This window comes from Ottowia pentelensis, from assembly GCF_964341695.1.
This window is the reverse complement of the sequence record NZ_OZ224513.1, coordinates 1,722,665-1,735,333: the sequence shown is the minus strand read 5'-3', so window position 1 is coordinate 1,735,333 and position 12,669 is coordinate 1,722,665. Positions and strand designations below refer to the sequence as shown.

Genomic DNA, 12,669 nt, shown 5'->3' with positions numbered 1-12,669 from the left:
TCCACAAACATCTTTGGATGAGCCGTGAACAAGCTGTGATTTGACTGGGCATGGCTTGTGAAAAAGCCGGGCGTCTTGCGCATCGTGGGCTCAAGCCGCCCTGATATTCCGAAATCCGTAGAAAGTTGGGCGCGATTTTACCGAACTCCATCTGAGCGCCCGGCGTTTGATCCACACCGTCCGGCATGGGCCAAACCCGGGATCGCCACCCCAAACCGATCGCCGGCCGTGGCAAAGCCGCCAAAACCCAGTAAATCGTAGGGGCTTTCAGCTTTTGTCCGGCTCCCGTCAGCGCGCCGCCCGAACCAGCACGAACTGCACCAGGTCGCCGCGCTGCACCAGCATGTTGACGGGCTTGCTGCGGTCGGCCTTGGCCACGGCCGCCTCGAACTCGCGCACGCTGGCGACCTCGACGTTGCTCACGGCCAGGATCACGTCGCCCTCGCGCAGGCCGGCGCGCGCCGCCGCGTCGGCCACCGCCGTCACGCGCACACCGTGCTTGGCCTTGAGCTCCTTGCGCTGCGCGTCCGTCAGGTCGGTCACCGTCACGCCGAGCGCCTGCGCGGTGTTGGCGGCCTTGGCCGGTTCGCTGCTGCGCGCGGCCGGCTTGCCGCTGGCCGCCACGGCATCGGGCTCCAGCTCGGCAATGGTCATCGTCAGGTCGCGGTTCTGGCCGCGGCGAAACACCGTCACCGTGCTGCGCGTGCCGGGCTTGGTGTTGCCCACCAGGCGCGGCAGGTCGCTGGCCTTGTCGATGGTCTTGCCGTCGAAGCGAACGATGATGTCGCCCGCCTCCACGCCCGCCTTCTCGGCCGGCGAGCCGCCTTCCACGTTGCGCACCAGCGCGCCCTGCGGCTTGCCCAGGCCGATGGACTCGGCCACCTCGCGCGTCACCTGGTCGATGCGCACGCCGATGCGCCCGCGCGTGACGTGGCCGCTGGCGCGCAACTGGTCGCTCACGCGCATGGCCTCGTCGATCGGGATGGCGAACGAGATGCCCATGAAGCCGCCCGAGCGCGAATAGATCTGGCTGTTGATGCCCACCACCTCGCCGCGCATGTTGATCAGCGGTCCGCCCGAGTTGCCGGGGTTGACCGCCACGTCGGTCTGGATGAAAGGCAGGTAGTCGCCGGTGTCGCGCTGCTTGGCGCTGACGATGCCGGCGGTAACGGTGTTTTCCAGCCCGAAGGGCGAGCCGATGGCCATCACCCATTCGCCGACGCGCAGGCGGCTGACATCGCCCGTCTTCACGAAGGGCAGGCCGCTGGCGTCGATCTTGACCAGGGCCACGTCGGTGCGCTTGTCGGCACCGACGATGCGGGCCTTGAACTCGCGCTTGTCGGTCAGCGTGACGATCACCTCGTCGGCGCCGTCGACCACGTGCGCATTGGTCATGACGTAGCCGTCGGCCGACAGGATGAAGCCCGAGCCCACGCCGCGCGGCACCTCCTCGTCGGGGGCCTGGGGCGCCGGCCGGTTGGGCTTGCCGGGGCGCGGCAGGTTGGGCATGGGCACGCCGAAGAAACGCCGGAAGAACTCCTGCATCTCCGGATCCATCGCCCCATCGTCGCCGCCCCTGGCGCGCGCGCGCTCCATGGTGCGGATGTTGACCACCGCCGGGCTGACCAGGTCGACCAGGTCGGTGAAGTCCGGCAGGGTGCGCACCACGGGCGCCGGCTGGGCTGCCGCGGGCAGCGTGACGGTCCAGGCGCCGGCGCTCAGCAGCAGGGGCACGATGAGGCCCGCAAGCTGGGCACGGCGGAAGACGGCAGTTTTCATGTCGGGGTTCGGTCGATGTCGGTTGGAAGAAGGCGCGCCACCAGGCTGGGGCCGTGGGCGCGATGAATCACTTGTCGTGGCGCAGATTGTCGAGCAGGGCGGTCAGGGTCTGGCGCGGCACCTCGCCGATCAGGGTGACCCACCAGGGCCCTTCGGCGCCGGGCCAGCGGCGGCTCATGGCATGCGTGGCGCCCAGGCTGGACACCCCGGCATGCACGTGGCGCTTGGCGTCGAAGGGCTCGATGAATATCGACACCGTGGCCAGGCCGTCCGAAAACACCCATTGCACGACCGAGTTCGACGCCCCCATGGACTGCCGAAAGCAACCCTGCGGTTCGAAGCCCGGCACCGGCTGCTCCAGTCGCCAGCCCTCGCGCGCGGCGTCGATGCGCACGCGCTCGATGCGCACCTTGCGCCAGCCCTCGGTGCTGGGCATGGCCAGCTGGGTCTTGACGGCCGGCTCGGGCGGATCGAGCTGTACCTCGGAAAACGCCGACTGCTCCAGCACCTTGCCGGCGCCGTCCAGCGTCTGCGTCTTGAGCACCAGGCCCGTGCGGCGCTCGCTCCAGATGCGGTAGCCGAAGCGCCACTGATCGACCGGCTTGAGCACCACCACGTCGGTGGTCATGCCGGCCACGCGGTCCTGGCCCGTCTCCTGGGCCGTGTAGTGCTCGGCCGCGGCCTGATCGGCGCCCGGGCGCAGCAGGTTGGGAAAGCGCCCGCCGGGCGCGCGCTGCTCGGAACGCAGCACATGGGCATCAGGCAGCAGCAGGCTGACCTCGTCGTTGCGCCGGAAGGTCGAGCGCGGCGGGCCCGACAGCGCGTCGACGCGCTCGAACTGCACGTCGCCCTCGCACAAATGCCAGATGCGCGCACTGGCCATAGCGCCGTTGGACGCGCTGACCACGTAGGTGCCGACAAACGACGGCACGCTGGAGCCCTGCTGCAGGCGCACCAGCCACTCGTCGACGCTGCGCTGCGGCGGCCCCACGGGTCGGCCCGCACCGCCGCCGAACGCCCCCTGCGCGGCAGCACAGCTCAGCACGCCGCCGGCGCACCACAACAGCGCCAGGGCGCTCATGCGGCGCATCCAGCCGCGGCGCCACGGCGCGTCGGCCCAGCCTGCCGGGCGCCAGGCGCCCTCCCCGGCCAGCCGGCTCAACGCGTCGACCCTTCAAACGTGGCGGCGCGCAAGAAGCCCGCCGTGTTGCCGAACGCCGACACCCCGGCCGCCTGGCGGTGCGCGGCCAGCAACTGGTCGAGTTCGGGGTCGCGCAGCATCACGGGCGTGGTCGGGGCTGGCGCAGCCGCCGGGTTTTGTTGTTGTGCCACCTGCACCACGGCCGTGGCGGGCGCCACCGGGCCGGTGTTCGAGGCCAGTTGCGCCCCGCCCGTCGGCGCCTGCGGGCCGATGCCGCCCAGCACACCCCAGCCGATGGCCGCCACGGCCGCCAGCGAGGCGAAGCCGGCCGCCATCTTCCAGCGAAACACGCCATCGTTGGCCGCCTCGTGCCGGGTTTCGGCCACGACCGCGACCGCCGGCGCATCGACCAGCCCCTGCGGCGCCAGTTGCGGCGGCAACTGCTGGCGCAGGCGCGCGACGAAGGCCGCGTCGCCCCGGCCATCACCCAGGTCGGGCGCGCGCAGCACGTCGCCGATCAGGTGGTACAGGTGCCAGCTCTCGCGGGCTTCGGCGGCGTCGGCCGCCGCCAGCACGGCCGCCGCCTGAGCGGGCGTCAGCTCGCCATCCATCAGGGCAGAAATTTGTTCACGATCGCAGTTCATGACAACACACCTCCAGCGTCACCAGCGTTTGCCGGACTGGTGACTGAGCAAGGGCTTGACCTTGGCCGAGATCGCCTCGCGCGCCCGGAAGATCCGGCTGCGTACGGTTCCGATGGGGCAGTTCATGGTCTCGGCAATTTCTTCGTAACTGAGGCCTTCGATCTCGCGCAGGGTGATGGCCTGGCGCAAATCCTCGGGCAGGGCTTCCATGGCGGCGTTGACGGCGGCGGCGATTTCACGGGCCGCCAGCTCGGATTCCGGCGTGGATTCGGAAATTAGTTCGTTCTCGCGGCGCGAAGTTTCATCGTCGTCGTCGACCGAGCGCAAGGCGGCCTCGGTGACGATGGGATCGCGCTTGAGCTCCAGCAGCGCCTTCTTGGCCGTGTTGACGGCGATCCGGTACAGCCAGGTGTAGAACTGCGCGTCGCCCCGAAACTGCGGCAGCGCCCGCCAGGCGCGGATGAAGGTCTCCTGCGCGATGTCGTCCACCAGGTCGACGTCGCGCACCAGGCGCCCGATCAGGCGCTGGATGCGGCGCTGGTACTTGATGATCAGCAGCTCGTAGGCCCGGGCGTCGCCCGCGGCGGCGCGCTGCACGATCAGCGCTTCGTTTTCGGGGGGTGGGGTGGGAGATGACACCGACACGGTTGACTCGGAACCCGGCGCAAGCAGCGCTCAGGCCCGCGCGCCCTCCCCCAGGTCGGCCGCCGGTGCCGGCGCGCCGGCATGCACGGCGCAGCGCAGCAGGTGCCAGCCGGCCGCATCGCGCCCGGCCTGCGCCCACAGCCAGCGGCTGCGCCCCGCCTCGGGGCCGCTCGCACGCAGCAGCAGGGCCCATTGCAGGTCCAGGCGCGGCTCCAGCCGCTGGAGGGCGGCATCCTCGCGATCATTCGGGGCATCGGCGCCCAGCCGCCACTGCGCGCCGTCCCAGCTCAGGCGCCGCGGACGCTGCGCCCACCACCAGTGGGCCAGGGCGGCACCGGCCAGCAGCGGCGCGCCCAGCAGCGCGGCCGCCGGCCAGCCCGGGGCGGCCAGGTCCGGCTGCAGCATCAGTGCCACGGCGACGGCCACCCAGCCCACGGCCCACAGCCTCAGCAACAGGGCTGCCAGCTGCGGTGTGCGACCGGTGGGATGGGTGACGGCGGGGGCAGCGTGCATGAGGTTCGCCGCGCAGGCAGCGCCAGGCCAGCGCCGCCTACGCCGTCAGATGCGCTTGAACACCAGGCTTCCGTTGGTGCCGCCGAAGCCGAAGTTGTTTTTCAGCGCCACGTCGATCTTCATGTCCCGCGCCGTGTTGGCGCAGTAGTCCAGGTCGCATTCGGGGTCCTGGTTGAAGATGTTGATGGTGGGAGGGCTCTTCTGGTGGTGAATGGCCAGCACGGTGAACACGCTCTCGATGCCGCCGGCGCCGCCCAGCAGGTGGCCGGTCATCGACTTGGTGGAGTTGACCACCACGCCGCGCGCCGCGTCGCCCAGCGCCGCCTTGATGGCGTTGGTCTCGTTCACGTCGCCCAGCGGGGTGCTGGTGCCGTGGGCGTTGAGGTAGTGCACCTGGTCGGCGTTGATGCCGGCATCGCGCAGGGCATTGACCATGGAACGGCGCGGGCCATCCACGTCGGGCGCGGTCATGTGAAAGGCGTCGCCGCTCATGCCGAAACCCAGCAGCTCGGCATAGATGCGCGCGCCGCGGGCCTTGGCGTGCTCGTATTCCTCCAGCACCACCACGCCGGCGCCCTCGCCCAGCACGAAGCCATCGCGGTCCTTGTCCCAGGGGCGCGAAGCGGTCCTGGGGTCGTCGTTGCGCGTGGACAGCGCGCGCGCCGCCGCGAAGCCGCCCACGCCCAGCGGCGAGACGGTGGATTCGGCACCGCCGGCCACCATGGCGTCGGCGTCGCCGTGCTGGATCATGCGCGCCGACACGCCGATGGCGTGCAGGCCCGTGGTGCAGGCGGTCACGGTGGCGATGTTGGGGCCCTTGAAGCCGAAGCGGATCGACGCGTGGCCCGAGATCATGTTGATGATCGAGGCCGGCACGAAGAAGGGCGAGATGCGGCGCGGCCCGCGCGCGGCATATTCGCCCGCCGTGGCTTCGATCAGCGGCAGGCCGCCGATGCCCGAGCCGATGTTGCAGCCGATGCGCTGCGCCAACTCGGGGTCGAGCGCCTCGCCCGTGGGCAGGCCCGAATCGGCCACGGCCTGCGCCGCGGCGGCCAGGCCCAGGTGGATGAAGCGGTCCATGTGCCGGGCTTCCTTCTCGGGGATGTAGTCCCCGACCTTGAAGCCCTTGACCTCGCCCGCGAAACGGCAGGAAAACGCCGCCGCGTCGAACTGCGTGATCGCGTCGATGCCCGAACGCCCGGCCAGCAGACTGTCCCAGGATTCGGCCACCGTGTTGCCCACGGGGCTGACGCAACCCAATCCGGTGACGACGACTCGGCGCCGGCTCATGGGCGATCAGGCCTTCTTGCTGTTGGCGTAATCGATCGCGGCCTGCACCGTGGTGATCTTCTCGGCGTCCTCGTCGGGAATCTCGATGCCGAACTCATCCTCCAGCGCCATCACCAATTCGACGGTGTCGAGCGAGTCGGCGCCCAAGTCGGCCACGAAGGCCTTCTCGTTGGTCACCTGGGACTCTTCCACGCCGAGCTGCTCGGCGATGATTTTCTTGACACGTGCTTCGATATCGCTCATGGGTTCCCTCTGAGGGTTGTAAAAGATGCGGATTTTACCCGGGCTTGCGCCCGAAAAGGCCGGTTATACCGGATGAAGAAAAGGGGGCGGCCTGCCTGGACGTTCAGGCCATGTACATGCCGCCGTTGACGTGCAGCTCCTGCCCCGTCACGTAGCCGGCCTCGGGCGCGGCCAGGTAGGCCACGGCGTGGGCGATGTCGGCCGGCTGGCCCAGGTGGCCCAGCGGGATGGTGGCCGTCAGCGCCGCCTTCTGCTCGTCGGACAGCGCCGCCGTCATGTCGGTGGCGATGAAGCCCGGCGCCACGCAGTTGACGGTGATGGCGCGGCTGCCCAGCTCGCGCGCCAGCGCGCGCGTCATGCCGGCCACGCCGGCCTTGGCCGCCGCGTAATTGGCCTGGCCGGGGTTGCCCGAGGCGCCGACCACGCTGGTGATGTTGACGATGCGGCCGTAGCGCTGCTTCATCATCGGGCGCATGACGGCGCGGCTCATGCGGAACACCGCCTTCAGGTTGGTGTCGATCACCGCGTCCCAGTCCTCGTCCTTCAGGCGCATGGCCAGCATGTCGCGCGTGATGCCGGCGTTGTTGACCAGCACGTGCAGCGCGCCGTGCTCCTTGACGATGCCGTCGATCAGCGCCTCGGCCGCCGCCAGGTCCCGGACGTCGAGCGCCGCGCCGCGGCAGCCGGCAAAGTCGGCCAGCGCCGTGCCGATGCGCGCCGCGCCCTCGGGGGTGGTGGCGGTGCCGATCACCTTCAGGCCGCGCCGCGCCAGCTCGTGCGCCACGGCGGCGCCGATGCCGCGCGAGGCGCCGGTCACCAGGGCCACCTGGCCTGCCATTTGCGTCGTGTCGGACATGGGTTTGCTCCTAGTCTGTCGCGGCGATCAGGCCAGCAGGGCCTTGACCTCGGCGAGGGTGGCGGGGTCGTACAGCGCGGCGGCGTTCAGCTCGGGCGCGATGCGCTTGGCCATGCCCGTCAGCACCTTGCCCGGGCCGCATTCGATGATGTGGGTCGCGCCCCGCGCCTGCAGGGCCTGCACGCATTCCACCCAGCGCACGGGGCCCGCGGCCTGGCGCACCAGGGCGTCACGGATGCGCGCGGGCTCGCTTTCGACCGCCACGTCCACGTTGTTGAGCACCGGAATGCGCGGCGCGGCCAGCTCGATGTCGGCCAGCGCGGTCTTCAGGCGCTCGGCGGCCGGCTTCATCAGGCTGGAGTGGAACGGCGCCAACACCGGCAGCGGCAGCGCGCGCTTGGCGCCCAAGCCCTTGAGCACCTCGCAGGCCTTGTCCACCGCGGCCTTGCTGCCGGCAATCACGGTCTGCATCGGGTCGTTGAAATTGACGGCCTCGACCACTTCAGTGCCGTTTTGGCCCATGGCGGCCGTCACATCGGCGCAGCCAGCCATCACTTTCTGAGCATCGAGCCCCAGGATGGCGGCCATGGCGCCGGCGCCGACCGGCACCGCCTGCTGCATGGCGGCGGCGCGCAGGCGCACCAGGGGCACGGCCTGCACCAGGCTCAGCACCTCGGCCGCCACCAGGGCCGAATACTCGCCCAGCGAATGGCCGGCCACCGCCGCCGGCAGCGCCCCACCCTCGGCGCGCCAGGCGCGCCAGCAGGCCACACCGGCCACCAGCATCACGGGCTGGGTGTTGGTGGTGAGCGCCAGTGCCTCCTTGGGGCCCTGGGCGATCAACGCGCCGATGTCCTCGCCCAGCGCGGTCGAGGCCTCGGCCAAGGTCTGGCGCACGGCCGGGTGGTCGCCCCAGGCGTCCAGCATGCCCACGGACTGCGAGCCCTGGCCGGGAAAGACAAAAGCAAAGGAAGTCATGACCTCGGATACGAAATAGGAGTCAAATTGGCCTGTAGCCCGCGTCAACCAAGCGCGAGCAGCTACATTTTCAAGAGTACGGCGCCCCAGGTGAAGCCACCGCCCACACCCTCCAGCAGCACCGTCTGGCCCGGCTTGACCTGGCCGGCGCGTACGCCGTGGTCCAGCGCCAGCGGGATCGACGCGGCCGAGGTGTTGCCGTGCTCGTGCACCGTCACCACCACCTTTTCGGGCGGCAGGTGCAGCTTGCGGGCGGTGCCCAGCATGATGCGGATGTTGGCCTGGTGCGGAATCAGCCAGTCGATGTCGCCGGCCTGCATGCGGGCCTTGTCCAGCACCGCGCGCGCGGCCTTGTCCAGCACGCCCACGGCCAGCTTGAACACCGCCTGGCCGTCCATCTTGAGCAACGGATCGCCCAGCACCTGCCCGCCCGCCACATGGCCCGGCACGCACAGGATGTCGACGTACTTGCCGTCGGCGTGCAGGTCGGTGGCCAGGATGCCGGGCGTGTCACTGGCCTCCAGCACCACGGCGCCGGCGCCGTCGCCGAACAGCACGCAGGTGCCGCGGTCATCGAAGTCGAGCAGGCGCGAGAACACCTCGGAGCCGATCACCAGCGCCCGCGTGGCGGTGCCGTTGGCGATCATCGCGTCGGCCACCGTCAGCGCGTAGATGAAGCCGCTGCACACCGCCTGCACGTCGAACACCGGGCAGCCAGCGATGCCCAGCTTGTGCTGCACGATGGCGGCGGTGGACGGAAACACCATGTCGGGCGTGGACGTGGCGACGATGATGAGGTCGATGTCGGACGCCTGGCGGCCCGCCGCCTGCAGCGCGGCCTGCGCGGCCGGCACGGCCAGGTCGCTGGCGCCCTGGTCGGCCGCCGCGAAGTGACGGGCGCGGATGCCGGTGCGCTCGACGATCCATTCATCGGAGGTTTCGACGCCACGCTGGGCCAGCTGGGCCACCAGATCGTCGTTGGTCACGCGGCGCGCGGGCAGGTGGCTGCCGGTGCCCGTGATGCGGGAAAAGCGTCGCGTCATCGGTGGTGCTTGAAATCTTGATCAGACCCCGGCGCCAGCGGCCCGGGGGTGCAGCAGGGGCAAGGCATGGGCGATGCGGCCCTGCACGCGCTCCAGCAACTGGTTGCGCGCCGCATCATACGCGCGGGCCATGGCCTGCTCGAAGGCCAGCGCGTCGGCCGAGCCGTGGCTCTTGAACACCAGCCCGCGCAGGCCCAGCAGGGCCGCGCCGTTGTAGCGCCGGTGGTCCATGCGGCGCTTGAGCGCCGACAGCACGGGGTAGGCCAGCAGGGCCGAGGCCTTGGTCAGCAGGTTGCGCGAGAACTCTTCCTTCATGAAGCCGCCGATCATCGTGGCCAGGCCCTCGATGGTCTTGAGCGCCACGTTGCCGACAAAGCCGTCGCACACCACGATGTCGGCCGTGCCCTTGAAGATGTCGTTGCCCTCGACGTTGCCGAGGAAATTGAGATCGCCCGTGGCGGCGGCGGCGCGCAGCAGTTCGCCCGCGCGCTTGATCTCGTCGCTGCCCTTGATGGCCTCAGCGCCCACGTTGAGCAGGCCCACGGTGGGCTGCGGGTCGTTGTTGAGTACCGACACCAGGGCCGAGCCCATGACCGCGAACTGCAGCAGGTGCTCGGCCGTGCAGTCGACATTGGCGCCCAGGTCGAGAACGGTGGTGGCGCCGCCCCTGGCGTTGGGAATCTGGGTGGCGATGGCCGGCCGGTCGATGCCGTCCAGCGTCTTGAGCAGGTAGCGCGCGATGGCCATCAGCGCGCCGGTGTTGCCGGCCGACACCGCCACCTGCGCCGTGCCGTCCTTGACCTGCTGGATCGCCACGCGGGTGGACGAGTCCTTCTTCTTGCGCAGCGCCACCTCGATGGCGTCGTCCATGCCCACCACCTCGCTGGCGGCGACCACGCTGGCGCGCTCGTGGCGAAAGGCGCCGAGGGCCTCGGGCTGGCCCACCAGCAGCACGCGGGCGTCGGCATGGCGATCGAGAAACTGGCGGCAGGCTGGCAGGATGACCCGGGGGCCATGGTCACCACCCATGCAATCGACAGCCAGGACGATCATGCAAGCTCCCGCGAATGCCGGCGCCGGCACCCGCTGATTCGGTCAGGAAAAACGCGCTGCAAACGACACAGGCCCGAGGCTACGACGGCGTAGCACCGGACCTGGAAAGTATAGAGGGGCCGAACCACCGACCCGCGGGGCCGGCGGCCCAATCAGCCGATCAGGCTTCGGCCTTGGGCTTGATCACCTGGCGGCCACGGTAGTAGCCGTTGGGGCTGATGTGGTGGCGCAGGTGCGTCTCGCCCGTGGTGGGCTCCAGCGCGATGCCGGGCACGGCCAGCGCGTTGTGCGAACGGTGCATGCCGCGCTTGGACGGCGACTTCTTGTTTTGCTGAACAGCCATGATGGCTCCTTCTTCGTTGGCGGGATCCGCGCACGCAAGTCATGTCGACCCGCCGCCCGAAGACCCATGAATGGTTGAATTCGTCGCGCCCCGCTGCAGCCCAGCCGGCCAGCATGGCGCGAAAAGCCTTTGATTATAGTGCGAAATTCAGAGCAGGCCAAGGCCCGTCACCGCAGCAGCGCCTGCGTGGCGGCGTACAGGCGATCCGAGCCGAAACGCGGGTTGTGCGGGTCGAACGCGAACGGGTTGGCCGGCGCCTCGCCGGGCGCGACGGGGTGCAGAAAGAAAGACAGCGTGCGCGCGCCGTGGCGGCGATGGTCCTCGAACACGGCGCCCAGCTCGGCCGCGCTCAAGGCCCGCAGGGGGTGGAACTCGGTCACGCTGTAGCCCGGTTGGCGCGAGCGCGCCAGCCAGTCGAAGAAGCTGGCGTCGTCGGTGGCCTCGCCGTACAGGTTGATGCCCAGTTGCACCTGGCCGAAGGGCAGCAGCGACTGGCCGGCGGCAAAGCGGCTGGCGTCCCAGCCGGCCTTCTCGGCCGGGTAGATCTGCTGCGTGCGCCGCGGCACGTCGGCCAGGCAGGTGGCGGCCAGCAGGCGGTCGAAATGCTCCAGGTAGCGCACCACCTGCCGGGCGCGAAACTCGTCCCACAGCGGCACCAGCGGGTTGTAGAACAGCGCGCGCTCGTCGGCCGGCGCGTCGATCCAGAACGCCACCCTGGCACCGGCCGGGCGCATCGGCGGCAGGTCCAGGCGCATGGGCAAGGCCACGGGCGGGCGCTGCTCGCGCCCCATGACGTTGATGTGGCGCGTGCCCAGGTGCTGCAGGCCGCCGCCGGCGCCTTCCAGCGCCACGTCCAGCCGGTGACGGCCCGGCGGCAAATCGGCAAAGCGCAGGTCGTAGCGCCAGCCCAGGCGCGAGGTGCCCAGCTCGGGCCGCGCCTGCGCCACGTCCTGCCGCTCGAAGCGCGCCGGCACGCGGCCGACCCACTGGCCGTCCAGGTAGATGCGCACCCAGGACGAGCGCCCCACCGGCTGCGCGCCGTCGTGCACCCAGCCGCTCACGGCCACGCGGCCGGCGGCGGCATCGTCGATGTGCTGCCAGAAGTTGTCCAGCCGCTGGCGGCGGATGTCGCGCGACGGCGGCTGCACGGCGTCGAAGTCGGCAAACGAGGAACCCAAATAGCGGTTGAGCGCCGCCACGGTGCCGAAGCGCTGGCGCAGCGCGGCGGCAAAACCGGCGCGCGAGGTGGGCGAATAGTCGGTGACGACGTAGGGCTGGTCGGTGCCCATGCCGGTCTCGAAGGCGGGATACAGCTGGTGCGTCTCGCCCAGCAGGTTGATGCCCGCCAGGCGCGCTCGCGTGGCCGCGGGCAAGCGGCACAGCGCGCCGCTGACGGCACGCATGGCCTCGTCGCGCCGCTGGGTGATGCCGTTGTCCAGCCGCGCCACGCTCCAGGGGTACATGGGCTGGCCCATGTAGCGGTCCACCGGCAGCGGGCCCCGCGGGGTCTGCGCCAGGTTGGCCGGGTCGCTGGCCAGCACCGGCTCGATCGGCGCGCCCTCCGAGAAGTGCGACGAAAACAGATACAGCACCACCGGCCGGTCGACACCCTGCACCGTGCGCGCCACGCGCTGCACGGCTTCATCGTCGATGCGCCAGCCGCCCGCCGCCGCCGCGTCGGGGCGAAACAGGTTGAGCAGCGGCACCACCAGGGTGTAGCCGACCAGCAGACGCCCATCGGGGCTGTGGCGCGGCCCCAGCGCCGACAGGATGGATTCCACCTGCCCGGCCGCCGAGCCCTGGGCGCCGGCGCAGGCGGCCTCGGGCGGCGGCGCGCCGGGCGCGGGCGCGGGCGCGGGCGCAGTCATGTCCAGGCAGGGGTTCAGCCCGCCGATGGCGGGCGCCAGCAGCAAGGGCCGGCGCTGGCCCTGCCACAGCCAGATCGACACGCCGATCAGCAGCGCCAGCACGGCCAGCGCCAGCGCCGCGCACACGGCATCGGGGCCGCGCCCGGCCTGTCGCGCCCCATTCATCGCCTGTCCTGCCTTGATGACATGGGGCGATTGTCGCCGGGCGCCTGGGCAGCTTCGAGAAGCTACCGTATCGATAGCTGCCCGCGCTTTGCCATCGGGCGCTGCAGT

The 12,669-nt window shown here is 70.6% G+C and carries 13 protein-coding genes; all 13 read right to left on the bottom strand.

Translation table 11 applies throughout. The annotated features are described in order from the left end of the window. Positions 1-288 precede the first annotated feature (288 nt). The 13 genes from ACWHMB_RS08430 to ACWHMB_RS08370 all read right to left on the bottom strand — a co-directional run bounded on the left by ACWHMB_RS08430 (position 289) and on the right by ACWHMB_RS08370 (position 12,561). Complete coding sequence (locus ACWHMB_RS08430) at positions 289-1,779, bottom strand: DegQ family serine endoprotease (protein ID WP_377479917.1); 1,491 nt, start codon at positions 1,777-1,779, stop codon at positions 289-291. Positions 1,780-1,846: 67 nt separating this feature from the next. After that, on the bottom strand, positions 1,847-2,860 hold the full coding sequence (locus tag ACWHMB_RS08425) for a MucB/RseB C-terminal domain-containing protein (RefSeq protein ID WP_377479920.1): 1,014 nt from the start codon (positions 2,858-2,860) through the stop codon (positions 1,847-1,849). 77 nt (positions 2,861-2,937) lie between these two features. Then, complete coding sequence (locus ACWHMB_RS08420; protein WP_377479922.1) at positions 2,938-3,564, bottom strand: sigma-E factor negative regulatory protein; 627 nt, start codon at positions 3,562-3,564, stop codon at positions 2,938-2,940. An 18-nt stretch (positions 3,565-3,582) separates the two neighbouring features. Then, positions 3,583-4,209 carry an RNA polymerase sigma factor RpoE gene (rpoE, locus tag ACWHMB_RS08415; protein ID WP_377479925.1) on the bottom strand — a complete coding sequence of 209 codons (627 nt, stop codon included), beginning with the start codon at positions 4,207-4,209 and terminating at the stop codon, positions 3,583-3,585. Between the two features lie 30 nt (positions 4,210-4,239). Continuing rightward, positions 4,240-4,722, bottom strand: coding sequence for a hypothetical protein (locus ACWHMB_RS08410; protein WP_377479929.1), 483 nt, complete (start codon positions 4,720-4,722; stop codon positions 4,240-4,242). Positions 4,723-4,767: 45 nt separating this feature from the next. Further along, the gene (fabF, locus tag ACWHMB_RS08405) at positions 4,768-6,012 is read right to left on the bottom strand and encodes a beta-ketoacyl-ACP synthase II (protein WP_377479932.1); all 1,245 of its coding nucleotides are present in this window, start codon (positions 6,010-6,012) and stop codon (positions 4,768-4,770) included. Between the two features lie 6 nt (positions 6,013-6,018). Further along, positions 6,019-6,255 carry an acyl carrier protein gene (acpP, locus tag ACWHMB_RS08400; RefSeq protein WP_106703654.1) on the bottom strand — a complete coding sequence of 79 codons (237 nt, stop codon included), beginning with the start codon at positions 6,253-6,255 and terminating at the stop codon, positions 6,019-6,021. Between the two features lie 103 nt (positions 6,256-6,358). Further along, positions 6,359-7,111, bottom strand: coding sequence for a 3-oxoacyl-ACP reductase FabG (gene fabG, locus ACWHMB_RS08395; RefSeq protein WP_293224976.1), 753 nt, complete (start codon positions 7,109-7,111; stop codon positions 6,359-6,361). A 27-nt stretch (positions 7,112-7,138) separates the two neighbouring features. Then, positions 7,139-8,089 (bottom strand): ACP S-malonyltransferase, encoded by a 951-nt coding sequence (fabD, locus tag ACWHMB_RS08390; protein ID WP_447648506.1) that lies wholly within the window; start codon positions 8,087-8,089, stop codon positions 7,139-7,141. Positions 8,090-8,151: 62 nt separating this feature from the next. Further along, positions 8,152-9,132, bottom strand: a complete 981-nt coding sequence (locus tag ACWHMB_RS08385; protein ID WP_377479941.1) for a beta-ketoacyl-ACP synthase III — start codon at positions 9,130-9,132, stop codon at positions 8,152-8,154. Between the two features lie 21 nt (positions 9,133-9,153). Then, complete coding sequence (gene plsX, locus ACWHMB_RS08380) at positions 9,154-10,185, bottom strand: phosphate acyltransferase PlsX (protein WP_377479944.1); 1,032 nt, start codon at positions 10,183-10,185, stop codon at positions 9,154-9,156. Positions 10,186-10,345: 160 nt separating this feature from the next. Next, positions 10,346-10,528 carry a 50S ribosomal protein L32 gene (gene rpmF, locus ACWHMB_RS08375; RefSeq protein WP_293220633.1) on the bottom strand — a complete coding sequence of 61 codons (183 nt, stop codon included), beginning with the start codon at positions 10,526-10,528 and terminating at the stop codon, positions 10,346-10,348. A 167-nt stretch (positions 10,529-10,695) separates the two neighbouring features. Next, positions 10,696-12,561 carry a hypothetical protein gene (locus tag ACWHMB_RS08370; protein WP_377479947.1) on the bottom strand — a complete coding sequence of 622 codons (1,866 nt, stop codon included), beginning with the start codon at positions 12,559-12,561 and terminating at the stop codon, positions 10,696-10,698. Positions 12,562-12,669 lie beyond the last annotated feature (108 nt).